Source organism: Streptomyces sp. TRD_SC_5, assembly GCF_056836825.1.
In genome coordinates this window covers 1,279,545-1,297,297 of the sequence record NZ_JBWZZS010000001.1, presented here as the reverse complement: position 1 = coordinate 1,297,297, position 17,753 = coordinate 1,279,545, and the positions used below count along the sequence as shown (strand labels likewise).

General features: G+C 70.8%; 15 protein-coding genes. 6 read left to right on the top strand and 9 right to left on the bottom strand.

The window, feature by feature from the left end; translation table 11 throughout:
* Window positions 1-9: 9 nt before the first annotated feature.
* The 4 genes from AC1P0E_RS06085 to AC1P0E_RS06070 form a co-directional block, all read right to left on the bottom strand.
* Entirely contained in the window at window positions 10-1,020 is a 1,011-nt protein-coding gene (locus AC1P0E_RS06085) for a glycosyltransferase family 2 protein (RefSeq protein WP_482741118.1), read from the bottom strand.
* The gene (locus tag AC1P0E_RS06080; protein WP_482745663.1) at window positions 1,017-1,823 is read right to left on the bottom strand and encodes a glycosyltransferase family 2 protein; all 807 of its coding nucleotides are present in this window, start codon (window positions 1,821-1,823) and stop codon (window positions 1,017-1,019) included. The genes AC1P0E_RS06085 and AC1P0E_RS06080 overlap by 4 nt, the downstream gene beginning before the upstream one ends.
* A 406-nt stretch (window positions 1,824-2,229) precedes the next feature.
* Window positions 2,230-3,333 (bottom strand): GNAT family N-acetyltransferase, encoded by a 1,104-nt coding sequence (locus AC1P0E_RS06075; RefSeq protein ID WP_482741117.1) that lies wholly within the window; start codon window positions 3,331-3,333, stop codon window positions 2,230-2,232.
* On the bottom strand, window positions 3,330-3,737 hold the full coding sequence (locus AC1P0E_RS06070) for a hypothetical protein (RefSeq protein WP_482741116.1): 408 nt from the start codon (window positions 3,735-3,737) through the stop codon (window positions 3,330-3,332). The genes AC1P0E_RS06075 and AC1P0E_RS06070 overlap by 4 nt, the downstream gene beginning before the upstream one ends.
* 184 nt (window positions 3,738-3,921) lie before the next feature.
* Here AC1P0E_RS06070 and AC1P0E_RS06065 point away from each other — a divergent pair, with 184 nt between their 5' ends.
* Entirely contained in the window at window positions 3,922-4,731 is an 810-nt protein-coding gene (locus AC1P0E_RS06065) for an SGNH/GDSL hydrolase family protein (RefSeq protein ID WP_482741115.1), read from the top strand.
* Here the strand turns inward: AC1P0E_RS06065 and AC1P0E_RS06060 are convergent.
* The gene (locus AC1P0E_RS06060) at window positions 4,715-6,481 is read right to left on the bottom strand and encodes a serine/threonine-protein kinase (RefSeq protein ID WP_482741114.1); all 1,767 of its coding nucleotides are present in this window, start codon (window positions 6,479-6,481) and stop codon (window positions 4,715-4,717) included. The genes AC1P0E_RS06065 and AC1P0E_RS06060 overlap by 17 nt on opposite strands.
* A gap of 292 nt (window positions 6,482-6,773) precedes the next feature.
* Here AC1P0E_RS06060 and AC1P0E_RS06055 point away from each other — a divergent pair, with 292 nt between their 5' ends.
* Entirely contained in the window at window positions 6,774-7,037 is a 264-nt protein-coding gene (locus tag AC1P0E_RS06055; protein WP_482741113.1) for a hypothetical protein, read from the top strand.
* Between the two features lie 31 nt (window positions 7,038-7,068).
* Here the strand turns inward: AC1P0E_RS06055 and AC1P0E_RS06050 are convergent, their stop codons facing one another.
* The 4 genes from AC1P0E_RS06050 to hmgA form a co-directional block, all read right to left on the bottom strand.
* The gene (locus tag AC1P0E_RS06050; RefSeq protein ID WP_482741112.1) at window positions 7,069-8,271 is read right to left on the bottom strand and encodes a CaiB/BaiF CoA transferase family protein; all 1,203 of its coding nucleotides are present in this window, start codon (window positions 8,269-8,271) and stop codon (window positions 7,069-7,071) included.
* Between the two features lie 129 nt (window positions 8,272-8,400).
* The gene (locus AC1P0E_RS06045) at window positions 8,401-9,612 is read right to left on the bottom strand and encodes a type ISP restriction/modification enzyme (RefSeq protein WP_482741111.1); all 1,212 of its coding nucleotides are present in this window, start codon (window positions 9,610-9,612) and stop codon (window positions 8,401-8,403) included.
* Window positions 9,613-9,655: 43 nt separating this feature from the next.
* A complete protein-coding gene (locus AC1P0E_RS06040) occupies window positions 9,656-10,405 on the bottom strand; it encodes a GntR family transcriptional regulator (protein ID WP_482741110.1) in 750 nt (249 codons plus the stop codon).
* Between the two features lie 34 nt (window positions 10,406-10,439).
* Window positions 10,440-11,759 carry a homogentisate 1,2-dioxygenase gene (hmgA, locus tag AC1P0E_RS06035; RefSeq protein WP_482741109.1) on the bottom strand — a complete coding sequence of 440 codons (1,320 nt, stop codon included), beginning with the start codon at window positions 11,757-11,759 and terminating at the stop codon, window positions 10,440-10,442.
* Window positions 11,760-11,885: 126 nt separating this feature from the next.
* Here hmgA and AC1P0E_RS06030 point away from each other — a divergent pair, with 126 nt between their 5' ends.
* The 4 genes from AC1P0E_RS06030 to AC1P0E_RS06015 all read left to right on the top strand — a co-directional run bounded on the left by AC1P0E_RS06030 (window position 11,886) and on the right by AC1P0E_RS06015 (window position 17,647).
* Window positions 11,886-12,515 (top strand): TetR/AcrR family transcriptional regulator, encoded by a 630-nt coding sequence (locus tag AC1P0E_RS06030; RefSeq protein WP_482741108.1) that lies wholly within the window; start codon window positions 11,886-11,888, stop codon window positions 12,513-12,515.
* Window positions 12,516-12,605: 90 nt separating this feature from the next.
* Window positions 12,606-14,831, top strand: a complete 2,226-nt coding sequence (locus AC1P0E_RS06025) for a molybdopterin oxidoreductase family protein (RefSeq protein WP_482741107.1) — start codon at window positions 12,606-12,608, stop codon at window positions 14,829-14,831.
* 120 nt (window positions 14,832-14,951) lie between these two features.
* Window positions 14,952-16,367, top strand: coding sequence for a CitMHS family transporter (locus AC1P0E_RS06020; protein ID WP_482741106.1), 1,416 nt, complete (start codon window positions 14,952-14,954; stop codon window positions 16,365-16,367).
* Window positions 16,367-17,647 carry an MFS transporter gene (locus tag AC1P0E_RS06015; protein WP_482741105.1) on the top strand — a complete coding sequence of 427 codons (1,281 nt, stop codon included), beginning with the start codon at window positions 16,367-16,369 and terminating at the stop codon, window positions 17,645-17,647. Before AC1P0E_RS06020 ends, AC1P0E_RS06015 begins: the two co-directional genes overlap by 1 nt.
* Window positions 17,648-17,753: the final 106 nt, after the last annotated feature.

The window sequence follows — 17,753 nt, the reverse complement described above, 5'->3', positions numbered from 1 at the left end:
CCGGCCCGTTCACGGTGTCTCACCTCGCGCGTGCGGTCTTTCGGAGGCCGGGCCCGGCACCGAGAACGCGCTCCCGCCCCTGCGGGCGCGGACGCTGCCGAGGACGTACCCGCCCGCCGCTGCCGCCACTCCGGCCACGATGGCCCCGGCCCGCCCCGCACCGCCCGGCCGCCCGAGGGCCGCGTCGCGCAGCCCTCGGGCGACACCGGCCGGCAGGACACGGGTCGTATAGCGGCGTTCGGACTCAAGGCCCTTGCCGGCTCCCACACTTCGCGCCACGAGTGCCTTCGACAGTCCCTCGGCGTACGCCCGCGTGCGGAAGTATCCGAAGCGCTCCCGTACGGCCGGCACCTTGTGGTGGATCACCGAGCGGTCGTCGATCAGCAGCACCGCGTCCGGCATAGCCCGGGTGAGCCTGATGCACAGCTCCGTCTCCTCGCAGCCCAGCGGCCGCTTGTCGCCGTCCCTGCCGATGCCGGTGGCGAAGCCGCCCGCCGTGTCGAACGCCGACTTGCGGAAGGAGGCGTTCCCGCCGAGGACGTTACGGACCCGGACCCGCCCCGGCGGCAGGCCCTTGTACGTACAGCCGACGACCCAGTCGAACTCCTCGGGGAACCAGTCCGGCCGGCGGCCGGACGCCCAGGCGGGCACGGTCCTCCCCCCGACGGCCATCACGCGAGGGTCGTCGTACCCCTGGGCGAAGTGCCGCAGCCACTCGCGCTCGGCCACGGCGTCGTCGTCGAGGAAGGCGACGATCTCGCCGCGGGAGGCGGCGATACCGGTGTTGCGGCCCGCGGACAGGCCGCGGGGGCCCGCGTTGGCGAGCACCCGCACCTCCTCCTGGTCCGCTTTGTACTCCTTGCCGAGCCGCTCGAGCAGCGCCGGATTGTGGTCCACGACCAGCAGTGTCTCGGCGGCGGGCCGTGACTGGCGGCGCACCGAGTCGACGGCCGCGAGGATGTCCTCCCAGCGGTCCTCGGTGTACACGCAGATCACCACCGAGATGTCCAAGTGGCTCAAGACACCTCTCCCCGGCTGGCACCGGGCGCGAAGACCGGCGGGCGGCGGCGTCCGACGCGCCGCTTGCCCTGCTCCTTCAGGATCACTCTGAGGACGCGCAGCCCGTCCCGTACGGCACTGAGATTGCTCATGCCGTGGATACGGACGTACTCGTGGCTGGGTATTTCCTGGACCCGCAGGCCGGCCTTGACGACCCGGATGTTCATCAGGGTCTCGACCTCGAAACCCGTGCAGTCGAGGTCGATCTTGTCGAGGCAGTGCCGCCAGAAGGCGTTGTAGCCGTAGCACAGGTCGGTGTAGCGGGCGCCGAACTTGGCGTTGACCACGGCGCACAGCACCCGGTTCCCGAGCTTGCGGATCGGCGTCATGTCGTCCGTGCCGCCGCCGTTGGCGAAGCGCGAACCCTTGGCGAAATCGGCCCCCGAGACGAGCGCCGACACGTAACTGACGATCTCGTGGCCGTCGGCCGAACCGTCCGCGTCGACCATCACGATGATCTCGCCGGTGCTGGCCGCGAATCCGCTGATCAGTGCGTCGCCCTTGCCTTTTCCGCGCTGTTTCACGACCTTGATTCCCGGCCAGAGATCGCGCGCCACCTGGACGGTGTCGTCGGTGGAATTCCCGTCGACCAGGATCACTTCGTGGATCCACGCGGGAAGGGTCTTGAACACGTACGGGAGATTCTCCGCCTCATTCATGGCGGGGATCACGACGCTCACCGGTGGCGCTATGGCGAGATGTGAAGAGATCGGCCGGTAGGCGTGGCCCGACATTAAAAGATCTTGGCCCTCGATGGGGTCCATCGGGTCAATCGGGTCGATCGGGTCGATCGCAGGACGGAGAAATGAGCTCATGAGTCTTTTCCCTCTCCACCGGTGGACCGCCCGCCCCCGGGCGGTCCGGATGAGTTTCCGGTTCGAAAGGGGGGTTCTCACCCTGCCCATGACGGAATGCGCTCCGTACTGGCCGGGCGAGTTGACACAGCTTTTCCGCGCGGCACGCGACTCGGCACAGTTGTGATCACCGAGCACGGCACCCCCCTACCGCGCCCCGCAACGGACCCCATCGCGACGCTTGAGCCCTCCCCTAGAGCCGCCTTGCATGATGGACCGTTGCGGGTGGATGTACGACGGTATTGATGATTGGGACCGTATGGCAAGACCTGGAACGCTGCCTCGCTTATTTGCGCCTTTGGCCTTACATCGGCGGTCACATACGGAACCGTCCCGATCGGAATTCGCCGATCCGCTTGAGCAGCTTATCCGCGGGCTCGAACAGTTCCGGCCGTTCTACGACGGTATTGCGCAGCGCCCGGGCCGGAGCACGGTGCGCCCAATGTCCGAGTGCGACCGGATGGCGTCGCATCACCCAACCCTCGGAGACCGTGATTTCACGGGTCTTGAGGGAGTCTTTGTACTGTTTCTGTCCTCGGCCGAGGTCGATGTACGCGATTCCTTCGGCGGCGGCCGCTTCGGCGATCCGCAGGTGCATGAGCAGGCCGGGCGAGAATTTCGCGAACTGCGGATCATAGGCCGGGAACCAGCAGCACATGATCCTTTCCGAACGCGGTCCGAAATGGGCGGCGATCGGCCGGCCGTCCGCGTAGAGCACGGAGAGCGGGCAGCCGAAGGACGGCGTCCGGGTGTGGAACAGCCGCTCCGCGAGCCCGACGATCCAGGGCTGGGTGAAGCGGTCGCTGCGCCCGGTCCTGCGGTACTGCGCGGACTTCCAGCGCATGAGCGTGCGCAGGGCCGCCGGATCGCGCTCGTCGTGCACGTACTTCAGTTCGCCGACCGAGCGGATCAGCTTGCGCTCCTTGGCGAAGGTCGACCTGGCGAACTTCGGCGAGTTCTTCCGCAGGTACGCGAGGTACGCCGCGTACCCGTCCTCGATGTCGATCACCGGGGAAGGGAACGACCCCGTGACGCCGGCCCCGAACGCCGTCTGCCCCTGCACCAGATGGTCGAATTCCCACACCGCGAGCCCGCACGCCCGCAGGAGTTCCTGCGCGTCCCACGCGAAGCCGGGTCTGTGCACGAGACCCTGGCTGTCGGAGACGCCCAGACCGACGGCCCGGCCGACGCCGGTGGCGGATCTGTGGTGCGGGAAGAAGGCCGCGGGTTCACCGTCTTCTCGTACGACGGCGACCCGCACCCCGCGCCGGTACCGGCCCAGCGTCAGCGTGAACTCGGGGGAGAGGAAGGGGTTCGCCAGTTCCGGCGAACCGTGGAGGTGGGCCTTGGACTGCATGGCGGTCCAGGCCGCCCGGTCGGCGGCGGTGAGGTCGCCGGGGCGGTGCACGCTGATGTTCATGTCAGGAGGTCCGCCTTCTCGCCGTGAGGCCGCCGGGGGCGCCGTACCCGTACCAGCGCCAGCAGGAAGAGCAGCGCGCTGATTCCGGCGATCGCCGCGACTCCGCCCCTGATCGACCAGGTGTGCGTGGCCAGCATCGTCTGTGCCACCAGGAGGTTGAGTACGACGGCCCCGGCTGCCGACGCCACCAGGCGGCCCAGTGGCTCCAGGCCCCGAAGTCCCGCGCTCACGGCGCAGCCCGGCGCCACGATCAGGAAGAAGAAAGTGAACGGCGCGCGAAAAGGCGACGCGAGGTCCGCGAGCGCCAAGGCGGCGCCGACCGCCGACACGGCGAGCGCCGCGCCCGCCAGAACCGGTAGCGAGTCCGCGACACCTGCTAATGGCTTGTTACCGATGTTCTGCATTGGCGACTTTGCCCCCCGAAGCGCCGGATGCCGGGCTTCAATGTCGCTCAGCCCGCTCGGGTGCGTCAAGGACGCGGAGAGATGTGCGGAAGATCTCTTGCGAAGGTTCTTGGCATGGACACTTCCGGTGATGTATGGGGACTGCTACGACAGTTGTGGCGGAAATCCTGCTAAGGGAGGTTCCATGAAACTGTCCCGAATCGCGGCATTCTCATCCTCACTCCTGCTCACCGCGGCCCTCGCCCTCACCGGGGCGAGCGCGGCGCAGGCGGCCCAACAGGCCGAAGCCCCGGACTATGTGGCCCTCGGCGACTCCTACTCCTCGGGTGTCGGGGCCGGCAGCTACGACAGCGCGAGCGGCAACTGCAAGCGCAGCACACGCGCCTACCCCGTCCTGTGGGCGGCTTCCCATTCACCCTCCACGTTCGCGTTCACCGCTTGCTCGGGCGCTCGTACGGGTGACGTGACAGCTGGTCAGCTCGCCCCGCTCAACCCCTCGACCGACCTCGTCTCCCTCACCGTCGGCGGCAACGACGCCGGCTTCGCGGACGTCATGACGACGTGCGTGACCCAGTCCGAGTCCGCCTGTCTGGCCCGGATCGCCCAAGCCCGCGCCTACGTCGACTCCACCCTGCCCGGCAAGCTCGACTCCGTGTACTCGGCGATCAGAGCGAAGGCCACCACGGCGCACGTCGTCGTGCTCGGCTACCCCCGCTTCTACAAGCTGGGCGGCGGCTGCATCGCCGGACTCACCGAGCGGGAGCGCTCCGCCATCAACGACGCCTCCGACTACCTCAACGACGCCACCGCGAAGCGCGCGGCGGACCACGGCTACACCTTCGCGCAGGTCACTCCGGCCTTCACCGGCCATGAGATCTGCTCGTCGGCGCCGTGGCTGCACAGCGTGAAGTGGACCAACATCGGCGAGTCGTACCACCCGACGGCGGCAGGCCAGTCGGGCGGCTATCTGCCCGTCTTCACCTCCGCTGCCTGACCGGCACGCTCGCGGTACCGCTCGCGGTGTAGGAGGCCCCGCCCGTCGGGGTCTCCTGCTCGCAGGTCACCGAGAACGCCACGGAGTTCGACGTGGCTCCCACCGGGCTCCTGACCTCCACGCTGATCTCGTCGTGGTGGGTCTCGCCGTCCTTGTACGTCAGCTCCGTGTGGTCCACCTGCTTCGTCTTCTCCTCGCCCGCGCCGAAGCTCAGCGTCTTCCACCCGGAGTCCGAGGACTCACCGCTCCCGGTCACCCACCGGTAGCCGACCTCGACGGGGACGCGTCCGACCGTGAACGTCGCGGTGAACGACGGCGCCTCGGCCTCGGGCGGCGGACACGTGCCTGAGTAGCCACTCCTCACCGCCGCGACGGTGACCTTCACGGACTGGTGCGGCGGGGTGGCCGTACCCCCGTTGCCGCCTCCGTCGTCCCCGGACCCGCCGTCGCCCCCGGTGCCGCCGCCGCTGTCGCTGCTCCCGCCGGTAGTGCTGGTGCCGGTGTCGCTGTCCCCGCCGGTGGAGTCGCCGGTACTCGCGCCGCCCTCCGTAGCCTCGTCGTCCGCCCCGCCGTCCGTAGCCCCGCCACCGTCACTGCCCCCGCCGCCGCCGGTGGCGCCGGACGAGGAGGCGGAGGAGGTGCCGCCCGAAGGCGTGCCCGGGTCGTCGTCGGCGTTCATCAGCGCCCACGCGATCCCACCCACGGCGAGCAGCAGCGCGACCACCCCCGCCACCAAGACCAGGAGGCCCCGCCGTGACCCGCCCCGCGTCGTGGTGGCCGTCGTCGCCGCGGTGAAGGGCAGAGGCGGCGGGAGAGGCGTGGGGCTGCCGTACGGCGACGAGCCCGCGACCGGCGTCGAGCCCGTGACCGTCGGGCTGTACGGACCGGCCGCCACCGGCACCGCCCCCGTGCGCGGCGTACCACCGGACCCCACGATCCGCAGCAGGCTCTCCGCCTCCGCGGCGGACATCCGCTCGGCCGGCTCCTTGCGCAGCAGCCCCTCGATCACCGGCGCCAGCGCGCCCGCCCGCACCGGGCGCGGCAGTTCCTCGTCGACCACGGCGCGCAGCGTGGAGAGCGGGGTGTCGTGCCGGAACGGCGAGTTGCCCTCGACCGCGGCGTACAGCAGCACTCCGAGCGACCACAGGTCCGACTCGGGCCCCGGCGTACGCCCCATCGCCCGCTCCGGCGCCAGGAATTCGGGCGACCCGATCAGCTCGCCGGTCATCGTCAGCGCCGAGCTGCCCTCGACCGTCGCGATGCCGAAGTCCGTCAGTACGACCCGGCCGTCATTGGCGATCAGTACGTTGCCGGGCTTCACATCGCGGTGAAGTACGCCCGCCTCGTGCGCCGCGCGCAGGGCCGCCAGGACCTCGGTGCCGATCCGCGCGGCCCGCTGCGGAGGCATCGGCCCTTCCGCGTCCAGTACGTCGGAGAGCGAGAGCCCGCGCACCAGCTCCATCACGATCCACGGTCGGCCCTCCTCGGTCGCCACGTCGTACACGGTGATGACGTTGCGGTGCGAGATACGGGCCGCCGCCCACGCCTCGCGCTCCAGCCGTGCGTAAAGCCGCTGTCCGTCGGTGGCACCGAAGTTGGACGGCGCCCTGACCTCCTTGACGGCGACCTCGCGGCCCAGGACGTCGTCGCGGGCGCGCCACACGACGCCCATGCCGCCTTCGCCCAGCGGTGCCAGCAGGCGGTACCGGCCCGCGATCACCCGCTGCTCGTTGCCCGGCTGTTCAGTCACTGGCGAGCCTCCTGTCCGCAGGAGAGCGGCATCGCGGTGGAAACCACTCAAAGTTAGCTCAACTCCGGCCTGGTGCAGCCCCCTTGGACGTCAATCCGCCCGCGCGGGGTACTGCGGCGCGCAAACTGTCCAACTCACCCTGGAATCGGACGTATTCGGAGAGTAATCGGCAGGAAGGCGTCAACCCCCGTACAGGGGTGGTGAATCACATGGGCGGGATACACGAGTGTCTCGACGGGGCGATAGGGTTAACCTGCCCGGGCCGGGTGCCCTCGTACGGGTGGGGAGTGACATGGAACAGATAACGGTGCGCAGCAGGCCTCGAGTGCCTGCGATCACATGCGGGAGCAGTGCGACCAGCTCGCGCCTCGACCGCCATCTCGCGGTGCTCGGCGGACCAGCCGTCCCGCTCGGAGAGGCAGCTGAGGCGACGCTTCTGATGCGCGAGCTCACGTCACGTGACGTCGCGCACTCGAGGACGAGCAGGAGCGCGCGCGTCTCGCTCTTCGCGCCGCTGCGGCGGCTGCGTCGATCTCTCTTCGGCAGCCGCCACTGACGCGGCGGACAGCGGTTCGGACACGCCCGGCTCAGGCGATCACACCGTCCCGGCGCAGCGCTGACACCTGTACGTCCGTCATCCCCAGGCCGTGCAGCAGCGCGTCGGTGTGCTCGCCGAGCGCGGGAACCGGACCCATCAGCGGGTCCGGTCCGCCCGGCATCGTGATCGGCGGCAGCATCGCCCGCAGCGGACCCACCGGTGAACCGACCTCCCGCCAGCGGTCTCGCGCCGCCAGCTGCGGATGCGACGCCACATCGGCCACCGTGTTCAGCCGGGCGCAGGCGATCCCGGCGGCCTCCAGTGCCGCGATCGCCTCTCGCGCACTCAGCACCGCCAGTGCCTCAGCCACCACCGCGTCCGTCTTGCCCCGGTTGCCCGTACGGGCGGTGTTCGTGGCGAAGGCCGGGTCGTCCGCGAGATCAGGCCGCCGGAGCACCTGCTCGGCCAGCCGTCGCCACTCCCGGTCGTTCTGCACCGACAGCAGCACCGAGCCGCCGTCCGCCGTCGGGTAGGCGTCGTACGGCGAGATGACGGCGTGCGCGACCCCGGTGCGCGCCGGGGCCTCACCCCCATGCATCCCGTGGTGCAGCGGATGCCCCATCCACTCGGTGAGCGCCTCCAGCATCGACACCTCGATCGGCCCGCCGAGCCCGGTGTTCGCGCGCCGCAGCAGCGCCGCGAGCACCCCGGAGAACGCGTACATCGCCGCCGCGATGTCGGCCGCCGGAATGCCGGCCTTGACGGGCTGCTCAGCGGTGCCGGTCACGGACACCAGGCCCGCCTCGCACTGGACGAGCATGTCGTACGCCCGCTTGTCGGCGTACGGCCCGTAAGCGCCGTAACCCGAGATGTCGACGGCGACCAGGCGCGGGTGCGCCGCGCACAGGGTCGCGGCGTCCAGCCCGAGCCGCGCCGCCGCCCCGTTGGCGAGGTTCTGCATGAACACATCGGCCCCGGCGATGAGTTGACGCACCATGTCCAGCCCTCGCGGGTCCTTCAGATCCACAGCGAGAGACTCCTTGCCCCGGTTGCACCAGACGAAGTGCGAGGCGAGGCCGCGGGCGGCGGTGTCGTAACCACGGGCGAAGTCGCCGCCGTCCGGGCGCTCGATCTTGATGACGCGGGCGCCGAGATCGGCGAGCTGGCGTGTCGCGAAGGGCGCCGAAACGGCTTGTTCGACGGCGACGACCGTGACGCCGTCCAGGGGAAGGGGCAGGGGCTGAGTGCTCATGACATCACTGACTATCGTGTACGTCACACCTTTGTCACCCGGACATGGTGGCGGAGACCCCGTTCGCTTTCCGCCGTTCGCGCACTTGCGGCTCGGCGGAGCCGCAAAGTGTCGGCTTCGCCCTTGGGGCTACAGCAGGGCGAACTGGCCCTCCGGGCCCTCCTCCTGGTGGTCCAGGACCGACGCCGGGCGCCGAGCCGCATCCGGCACCGGCAGTACTCCCGCCTCCGTCAGCTCCGCGCGCGTGATCCGCTCGCCGCCCCGCAGCTCCTCCCGCCCCGCGTCCAGCTCGGCCAGCAGCGCCAGGACCGTGATCAGCTCCAGCAGGTCCGACGTCCACTCCTGCGGCCACGCCGAAGGGCGGATCGCCTCCAGGGTGCCCGGCCGGCCCGACGCCGTACGCCGCTCGAACCAGAGGTCCAGCACCCGGGCTCCTCCCGCATGAAAGTCCCAGGCCGCAGCCGGTACGGGCGACACCCGCCCCTCCCCGAGGTGCAACACCTCCGCCTCCGCGTCGTACCGCAGCGCCGAAGGCCACGCCGGCACGGCGGACCGTACGTACGGGCGGCGGCCCCCCGGCAGCCGGGGCCGCGCCCCGCCCCGCGCCCCCCGCACCTGCACCGCGGTCATCCGCCGCCCCAGCTCCACACCCGCCGCCCACACGTCCGGCCCGGCCGGCAGCGGGACCACCGCGCCCGAGGGTGACGGCTCCTCCGCCGCGACCGCCCACGCCAGCACGTCCCCCGCGGCGACCTCGTGCCCGTAACGCCCGCTCAGCAGCGGCAGCAGCCCCGGCGTCAGGTTCGGCTCCCGGCCGCCGGGGCGGCGGTGCAGTGGGCGGATGCGACCGGGGCGGCCGGCGGGGGAGCGGCCGTCCGGGAGCAGGGCGCTGACCAGCAGCGCGGGCCCGGCCGCCGCCCCGGACACGTACCCCTGCTCCACGGCGAAGAGCTGGACCGAGCCGTCGGCGTAGTCGGCCACCCGCCACAGCTCCGGCCGGGCGGCGTCGATCAGCCGGTGGTCGGGAATCAGCCACTGCTCGTCGAAGGGGCCGTGGAGCACGCGTACCGGGTCCGGGCAGGGGCCGCTCTCGCGTGCGAGGCGGCCCGTGCCCGTCCGCTGCCCCGGCAGCGCGGCCACCGAAGTGCGCGTCGTACGCGCCCGCGTGGCCCCGAACAGCTCCTCGCGCCCGGCGCCATCCGCCCGTACCAGCGCGTCCCAACGGGCCCGCAGCGTACGGCTGTCCGGCGCCAGCACCCATCCCCGGCCCAGCCGCAGGGGCGCCACCGACCAGGGCATGAGTTCGCCGAGCAACGGGGCTTCGGGCCGCGTGGCAGTCATGTGGGCATCGTAGCGACGACGGCCACGGCGGGCGGGCGGCCGGTCAGTGCGCGTCCACCGTCACCGAGAAGGAGAAGCGGTCGCCCCGGTAACGGATGCGCGCCACATCCACCACCCGGCCCTCCCGGTCGTACGTCACACCCGTGTAGTGCAGGATCGGGCTGAGCAGCGGGACCTTCAACAGGTCCGCCGTCGCCGGGTCCGCGAGCCGCGCCTCGACCGTGTCCGTGATCTTGCTGATGCGTACGCCCAGCACGTCCCGCAGCACCTTCGTCATCGGCCAGCGTTCGAGATCGGCGAGGTCGAGCCCGGCGGCGACGTCCGGCCGCACCGCGTTCTCCGCCCAGTTGGTCGGCTCGCCGCTCTCGCCGTCGCAGCGCAGCCGCTTGTACGTGACGACTTCGTCCAGGTCCGGGAAGTACTCGACGAGCTCGCCGGGGACAGGCGTCGGGCCGTGCCCCAGGATCGTCGTCAGTTCCCCGGACTGCTGCGCCACGATCGCGTCGATCGAGCCGAGCAGCCGGCGCGGGGCGCCGCGCCTGGCGCCCGGCTCGATGAACGTGCCGCGCCGCCGGTGCCTGCTGATCAGGCCCTCCGCCTCCAGCTCCTTCAGTGCCTGGCGCATCGTGAGCACGCTCACGCCGTAGTGCGTCGCGAGCTGCTCCTCGGTGGGCAGCCGCAGTGACGCGTCGGGCATGCGGCCCAGTATGGAAGCGCGCAGGGACTGCGAGACCTGGTACCAGAGCGGCAGCTTCCGGTTCAGGACCAGCGAGTCGGGGGCGAATGCGGTCACGGTTTCATGTCTCCGAAGGCACGGTACGTACGTACTACGACCTGAAGTGGCGTTGCAGACCTTGCCACACGTCGTCGTACGCCGCCTGAAGGTGGTCGGCGATCGCCGCCTGTCCGGTCGCCGTGACCGGCCAGCGCGTCTCGAACATGAAGGCAAGACCGTCGTCGATCTTCTGCGGCTTCAGCTCGGCGGCGCTCGCCCGGTCGAAGGTCTCGCGGTCGGGCCCGTGCGCCGACATCATGTTGTGCAGCGAGCCTCCGCCGGGGACGAAGCCTTCGGCCTTCGCGTCGTACGCGCCCTCGATCAGGCCCATGTACTCGCTCATCACATTGCGGTGGAAGTACGGCGGCCGGAAGGTGTCCTCGCCGACCAGCCAGCGCGGCGCGAAGACGACGAAGTCGACGCCCGCCAGGCCCGGGGTGTCGGACGGCGAGGTGAGGACGGTGAAGATCGACGGGTCCGGGTGGTCGTAGCTGATGCTGCCGATGACATTGAAGCGGCGCAGGTCGTAGACGTACGGCAGGTGATTGCCGTGCCAGGCGACGACGTCGAGGGGCGAGTGGTCGTACGTCGCCGACCAGAGGTTGCCGCAGAACTTGTTCACCACCTCCACCGGCCCGTCACGGTCCTCGTACGCCGCCACCGGAGCCAGGAAGTCGCGGGCGTTGGCCAGACCGTTCGCGCCGATCGGGCCGAGGTCGGGGAGCTGGAAGGGCTGCCCGTAGTTCTCGCAGACGTAACCGCGGGCCCTCTCGTCGAGCAGTTCCACGCGGAATCGGACCCCGCGCGGAATCAGCGCGATGTGGCCGGGCTCGCAGCGCAGCAGGCCGAACTCGGTGCGCAGGAGCAGACCGCCGTGCTCCGGAACGATCAGCAGCTCGCCGTCGGAGTCGCTGAACACCCGGTCGTTCATGGAGGAGTTGGCGTGGTACAGGTGAATCGCCATGCCGGTGCGCTGCGTCGCGTCGCCGTTGCCGCCCACCGTCCACAGGCCGGCCAGGAAGTCGGTGCCGGGCGCGGGCTCGGGCAGCGGGTTCCAGCGCAGCCGGTTCGGGTCGGGGACGGTCTCGGTGAAGGGCGCGCTGCGCACGTTGCCGTTGTCGGTGCGTACGAACGGGGGGTGCGCGGCCGACGGCCTGATGCGGTACAGCCACGAGCGCCGGTTGTGGGCGCGCGGCTCGGTGAAGGCCGAGCCGCTCAGCTGCTCGGCGTACAGGCCGAGAGGGGCGCGCTGGGGTGAGTTGCGGCCGTGCGGCAGGGCGCCGGGAACGGCCTCCGAGCTGTGTTCGTTGCCGAAGCCCGAGGAGTGGGCCAGTCCCTCAGCCGCTTTCCTCGCCTGCTCGATGCCGTTCATCGTTCGCTCCTGGGGTGCCGAAGGAATCCTGCGGTGAATCCTATGGTTGACAGTAGGATTCACGAGGTCGCTCGTCAACGGTGCCGCCCGCCAATGGGTGCCGCACTCGTGGGGAGTATCGGCATCATGGAGCCCGTGCCCCCGACGAACTCACTCCGCCGAGCCCCCGTGCAGCAGCGCAGCGCCGACCGGCTCGCCCGGATACTGGACGCCTGCGCCCAACTCCTCGACGAAACCGGTTACGAGCAGCTGAGCACGCGGGCAGTCGCGGCCCGCGCGGGCGTGCCCATCGGGTCCGTCTACCGCTTCTTCGGCAACAAGCGCGCCATGGCCGACGCCCTCGCCCAGCGCAATCTCGACCATTACGCCGAGCGGATCGGCGGCCGCATCGCCGCGATGCGGGGCGAGGACTGGCGCGGCGCCATCGACGCCGTACTCGACGAGTACATCGCCATGAAGCGCACCGTCCCCGGCTTCCGCCTCGTCGACTTCGGCGTCCAGATCCCGGTCGGCGACCGGGCGGACGACCCCGGCGCCGACATCGACTACCGCGTCCCCGACCGCCTGACCGACCTCCTGTCGGCCCATCTCGCGCGCACCCCGGACGCGGCCCTGCGCCGGACGGTCCTGGTCGCCGTCGAGGCGGCCGACGCTCTCCTCCAGCTGGCGTTCCGCGTGAGCCCTTCGGGCGACCCGGACCTGATCACCGAAACCCGCGCCGTCCTGCACGCCTACCTGGCCCGGATCTTCGACTGATCCATTCGGCCCGGCCCTCCCCGCCATGCCTACCGGTCGGTATGCTCGCTGTGCCCGCGCGCCACCGTCGCCGCCGCCCCTGGAGGGCCCATGTCCGGTCAAGACGAAGCCACAGCGTCCCGTACCGCCCTGCGTATCTGTCCGCTCTGCGAAGCCACCTGCGGTCTTACCCTCACCATCGAGGGCACAAAGGTCACCGGCGCGCGCGGGGACCGTGACGACGTCTTCAGCCAGGGGTTCATCTGCCCCAAGGGCGCCTCCTTCGGGGAAGCCGACGGCGACCCCGACCGGCTGGCCGGGCCTCTCGTCCGCAAGGACGGCGTCCTTCAGGAAGCGACCTGGAGCGAAGCCTTCGATCTCGTCGCCGCCCGGATGCGGCCGCTGATCGAGGAGTACGGGCCGAACTCCGTGGGCGTCGTACTCGGCAACCCCAACGTCCACACCATGGCCGGCGCCCTCTACCCGCCCGTCCTGCTCTCCCTGCTGCGCACCCGCAGCCTCTTCACCGCCAGCACCGTCGACCAGATGCCCAAGCACGTGTCCAGCGGGCTGCTCTTCGGGGACCCGCTCGCCATCCCGGTGCCCGACCTCGACCGTACGGACCACCTGCTGCTCCTCGGCGCCAACCCGCTGGATTCCAACGGCAGCCTGTGCACCGCCCCCGACTTCCCGGGCAAGCTCAAGGCGCTGCGCCGCCGGGGCGGCACGCTCGTCGTCGTCGATCCGCGCCGCACCCGCACCGCCAAGCTCGCCGACCGGCACATCCCCATCAGGCCCGGTACGGACGCGCTGCTGCTGGCGGCGCTCGCCCAGGTGCTCTTCGAGGAGAAGCTGGCCGCTCCCGGCGTCCTGGAGGAGTACGTCGAAGGGCTGGCCGAAGTCCGCGAAGCCGTACGGGACTTCACGCCCGAGGCCGTCTCGGCGGCCTGCGACATCCCCGCCGACGAGATCCGGCTGCTGGCCCGTGGGCTCGCCGCCGCGCCCACCGCCGCGGTGTACGGCCGGGTCGGCAGCTCCACCGTCGAGTTCGGGACGCTGGCCAACTGGCTCGTCGACGTACTGAACATCCTCACCGGCAACCTCGACCGCCCCGGCGGCGCGCTCTTCCCGCTCTCCGCCACCGCGCCCCCGCCCCGCCCCGCCGGTCCCGGCAAGGGGTTCGCGCTCGGCCGCTGGAAGAGCCGGGTCGGCGGGCACCCCGAGGCCAAGGGCGAACTGCCGCTGGCCGCGCTCGCCGAGGAGATCGACACCCCGGGGGAGGGGCGGGTGCGCGCGCTCATCGCCATCGCCGCCAACCCCGTGCTCTCCGCGCCGGACGGGCTGCGCCTCGACCGCGCCCTGAGCGGGCACCTCGACTTCATGGTGAGCGTGGACCCGTACCTCAACGAGACCTCACGGCACGCCGATGTCGTCCTGCCTCCGCCGCCGCCCTCCCAGAGCGCGCACTTCGACTTCTCCTTCAACGCCTTCGCCGTGCACAACCAGGCGCGGTACACCCCGGCCGCCGTCCCCCTGGAGGACGGACGCATGGACGAGAGCGAGATCCAGGCCCGGCTGATCCTCGCGGTGAGCGGCATGCACGGCGCCGACCCGTCTGCCGTCGACGACCTCGTCATCGAGCGCGCCCTCACCAAGACCGTCGCCGAACCGCTTTCGCCGCTCCACGGCGGCGACCCCGAGCAGCTCGCCGCCGTACTCACCGGGAGCGGCGGACCGCAGCGGCGCCTCGACATGATGCTGCGCACGGGGCCGTACGACCTGGTCCTGGAGGACCTGTTGGCGAAGCCGCACGGGATCGACCTCGGCCCGCTCCAGCCGCGCCTCGCGCAGGTACTGAAGACCCGCAGCGGAAAGATCGAGCTGCTGCCGGAACCCATCGCCGCCGATCTGCCGAGGCTGCGGCGCGCGCTCGACGAACGGCCCGCCGCGCTGGTCCTCGTCGGCCGCCGTCACCTGCGGTCCAACAACAGCTGGATGCACAACATCCCGGCACTGGGCGGCGGCAGCAACCGCTGCACCCTCCAGGTCCACCCGGACGACGCGGTGCGGCTCGGTCTCACGGACGGCAAGAACGCCCGGATCAGCGCGGAAGGAGGGGAACTGCAGGTCCCGGTGGAGGTGACGGACACGGTACGCACCGGAGTCGTGAGCCTGCCGCACGGCTGGGGGCACGACCGGGAAGGCGTCCGGATGACGGTCGCCGCCGCCACCCCCGGAGTCAACGTCAATCAGCTGCTCGACGGGAGCAGGCTCGACCCGCTGTCGGGCACGGCTGTGCTCAACGGATTCCCCGTCGACGTAACACCCATATCGTGACCTGGGGTTTTGCGCTTATTGCTCGCGCGTCAACATCTTGTTAACGCGTCGGGACGGGACCTAACGTCAACGAACCGCCTGGTCTGGTGGGAGTTCAAGGGCGAACGTTAGGTACCCCAAATGCTGACAATCCTCGGATTCGTCATGATCGCGACCTTCCTGGTCCTGATCATGATGAAGAAGATGTCGCCGATCGCGGCGCTCGTGCTGATCCCCGCACTCTTCTGTGTGTTCGTCGGGCAGGGCGCCAAGCTCGGGGACTACGTCCTCGAGGGCGTAGGAAATCTCGCACCCACGGCAGCGATGCTGATGTTCGCCATCGTGTACTTCGGTGTGATGATCGACGTGGGTCTTTTCGACCCGATCGTGCGCGGCATCCTGCGCTTCTGCAAGGCGGACCCGCTGCGGATCGTGGTCGGAACGGCCGTGCTCGCCGCGATCGTCTCGCTCGACGGCGACGGCTCGACCACCTTCATGATCACGGTCTCGGCCATGTATCCGCTCTACAAGCGGCTCGGGATGAGCCTGGTCGTGATGACCGGCGTCGCCGCCACGGCCAATGGCGTGATGAACACGCTGCCCTGGGGCGGCCCGACCGCCCGCGCCGCCACCGCGCTGAAGCTGGACGCGGCGGACATCTTCGTGCCGATGATCCCGGCGCTCGCCGTGGGCCTGGCCTTCGTCTTCGTCCTGGCGTACGTGCTGGGCCGGCGGGAGCGCAAGCGCCTCGGGTACCTCACGCTGGACGAGGCGGTCGAGGCCGAGGCGGAGGTTCTGGTCACGGCCGGTGGCGGTGGCGGAGAGCCGCGCAAGAGCACCGGCGGCACGGGCGACGGCACCGGCACTGACGCGGACGCCGACACGGGTCCCGCGTACGCCGCTGACGGCGAGGGCTTCCAGGGGCTCGACCCCAACCGCCCGACCCTGCGCCCCAAGCTCTACTGGTTCAACGCCGGGCTCACCCTCGTGCTGCTCACCGCCATGATCATGGAGCTGCTGCCGATCCCGGTCCTGTTCCTCATCGGCGCGGCCCTCGCCCTCACGGTCAACTACCCGAACATGGCCGACCAGAAGGCCCGTCTCGCCGCCCACGCCGACAACGTCCTCAACGTCTCCGGCATGGTCTTCGCGGCCGCCGTCTTCACCGGCGTCCTCACGGGCACCGGCATGGTCAAGCACATGGCGGACTGGCTCGTCGGCGCGATCCCCGAGGGCATGGGCCCGCACATGGCGATCGTCACCGGCCTGCTGAGCCTCCCGCTGACGTACTTCATGTCGAACGACGGCTTCTACTTCGGCGTACTGCCCGTCCTCGCCGAAGCCGGCGCGGCGCACGGGGTGTCGTCGCTGGAGATCGCCCGCGCGTCGCTCGTCGGCCAGGCGCTCCACATGTCGAGCCCGCTCGTGCCCGCCGTGTACGTCCTGGTCGGCATGGCCAAGGTCGAGTTCGGCGACCACACCAAGTTCACCGTCAAATGGGCCGCGCTCACCTCGCTGGTGGTGCTCGGCGCCGGAATTCTCTTCGGCATCATCTGATGCCGCGCGGCAGGGGCTGGCTGCTGCGCCTCGTCATCGCCTTCGGCTTCGCGCAGGCGGCGGTGTCGATGGCGCGGCCGGCCGTCTCGTACCGGGCCCTCGCCCTGGGCGCGGACGAGCGCGCGGTCGGCGTGATCGCGGGCGTGTACGCGCTGCTGCCCCTGTTCGCCGCCGTACCGCTGGGGCGCAGGACGGACCACGGGCGGTGTGCGCCTCTGCTGCCCGTCGGTGTCGTCCTGATCGCGGCCGGGTGCGCGGTCAGTGGTACGGCGAACTCCCTCGCGGCGATGGCCGCGTGGAGCGGCGTGATGGGCCTCGGGCACCTGTGTTTCGTCATCGGCGCGCAGTCGATCGTCGCCCGTCAGTCCGCGCCGGCCGAACAGGACCGCAATTTCGGCCACTTCACGATCGGCGCCTCGCTCGGCCAGCTCGTCGGCCCGGTCGCCGCGGGCCTGTTGGTATCCGGCCACGACGGCGCGATGGCCCGCACCAGCGCCCTCGCCCTGGTCGTCTCGGCGGGTGTCGCGGCGGTTTCGTTCACATCGCTCTGGCGGATCGAGCACCGGGTGGAGGGCGCGGCGCGACGCACGGAACGCGCCTCCAAGGTTCCCGTCCACCGCATCCTGGGGACGCGTGGCGTGCCGGCCGGGATCTTCATCAGCCTCGCGGTGCTCTCCGCGACCGACATCCTCACCGCGTACCTCCCGGTCGTCGGTGAGCAGCGGGGCATCGCCCCTTCGGTCGTCGGCCTGCTGCTCAGCCTGCGGGCCGCGGCGACGATCGCCTGCCGGCTCGTGATGACGCCGATGATCCGGCTGCTCGGCCGCGGCGCGCTGATGACCGTCACCTGCCTGCTGGCCGGGCTGCTGTGCGCGGGGATCGCACTGCCGGTGCCGGTATGGGCGCTCGCGCCGATGCTCGCCGTCCTCGGCTTCTGCCTGGGGGTGGGCCAGCCCCTGTCGATGACGACGGTGGTCCAGGCGGCCCCGCCGGAGGCGCGTTCGACCGCGCTCGCCCTGCGCCTGACCGGCAACCGCCTCGGGCAGGTCGCGGCGCCGGCCTCGGCGGGCCTGGTGGCGGGCGTGGCGGGCACGGCGGCACCGTTCCTGATGCTCGGGGTCCTGCTGGCGGGGGCATCGGCGCTGGCGCTGCGTGCGCCGGGGCCGCCCCGAGCCTCCGACGCCTCCGATGCCTCAGACGCCTCCGAGGCCTCCGACGCCTCCTGCGGTGGGGCCGGACGGGGGCGGAAGCGGGCCGTTCGCTCGGGCGGCAGACACTGACTGTCCGCCAGTCAGGTCATATCTGACGTCTTCTCAGCGTTTCTAGGCTTCTTCACGCCCGATATGTGACATCTAATCAGGCGATCGAGTGATCAGTACGACAATC

Excerpts from the sequence above, each read along its gene's own strand:
- hmgA (WP_482741109.1), bottom strand. The coding sequence starts at position 11,759 with ATGAACGGCATCGAGCAGGCGAGGAAAGCGGCTGAGGGACTGGCCCAC.
- AC1P0E_RS06020 (WP_482741106.1), top strand. The coding sequence starts at position 14,952 with ATGCTGACAATCCTCGGATTCGTCATGATCGCGACCTTCCTGGTCCTG.
- AC1P0E_RS06080 (WP_482745663.1), bottom strand. The coding sequence starts at position 1,823 with ATGGACCCCATCGAGGGCCAAGATCTTTTAATGTCGGGCCACGCCTAC.
- AC1P0E_RS06070 (WP_482741116.1), bottom strand. The coding sequence starts at position 3,737 with ATGCAGAACATCGGTAACAAGCCATTAGCAGGTGTCGCGGACTCGCTA.
- AC1P0E_RS06055 (WP_482741113.1), top strand. The coding sequence starts at position 6,774 with ATGGAACAGATAACGGTGCGCAGCAGGCCTCGAGTGCCTGCGATCACA.
- AC1P0E_RS06030 (WP_482741108.1), top strand. The coding sequence starts at position 11,886 with ATGGAGCCCGTGCCCCCGACGAACTCACTCCGCCGAGCCCCCGTGCAG.
- AC1P0E_RS06015 (WP_482741105.1), top strand. The coding sequence starts at position 16,367 with ATGCCGCGCGGCAGGGGCTGGCTGCTGCGCCTCGTCATCGCCTTCGGC.
- AC1P0E_RS06050 (WP_482741112.1), bottom strand. The coding sequence starts at position 8,271 with ATGAGCACTCAGCCCCTGCCCCTTCCCCTGGACGGCGTCACGGTCGTC.
- AC1P0E_RS06045 (WP_482741111.1), bottom strand. The coding sequence starts at position 9,612 with ATGACTGCCACGCGGCCCGAAGCCCCGTTGCTCGGCGAACTCATGCCC.
- AC1P0E_RS06075 (WP_482741117.1), bottom strand. The coding sequence starts at position 3,333 with ATGAACATCAGCGTGCACCGCCCCGGCGACCTCACCGCCGCCGACCGG.
- AC1P0E_RS06025 (WP_482741107.1), top strand. The coding sequence starts at position 12,606 with ATGTCCGGTCAAGACGAAGCCACAGCGTCCCGTACCGCCCTGCGTATC.
- AC1P0E_RS06065 (WP_482741115.1), top strand. The coding sequence starts at position 3,922 with ATGAAACTGTCCCGAATCGCGGCATTCTCATCCTCACTCCTGCTCACC.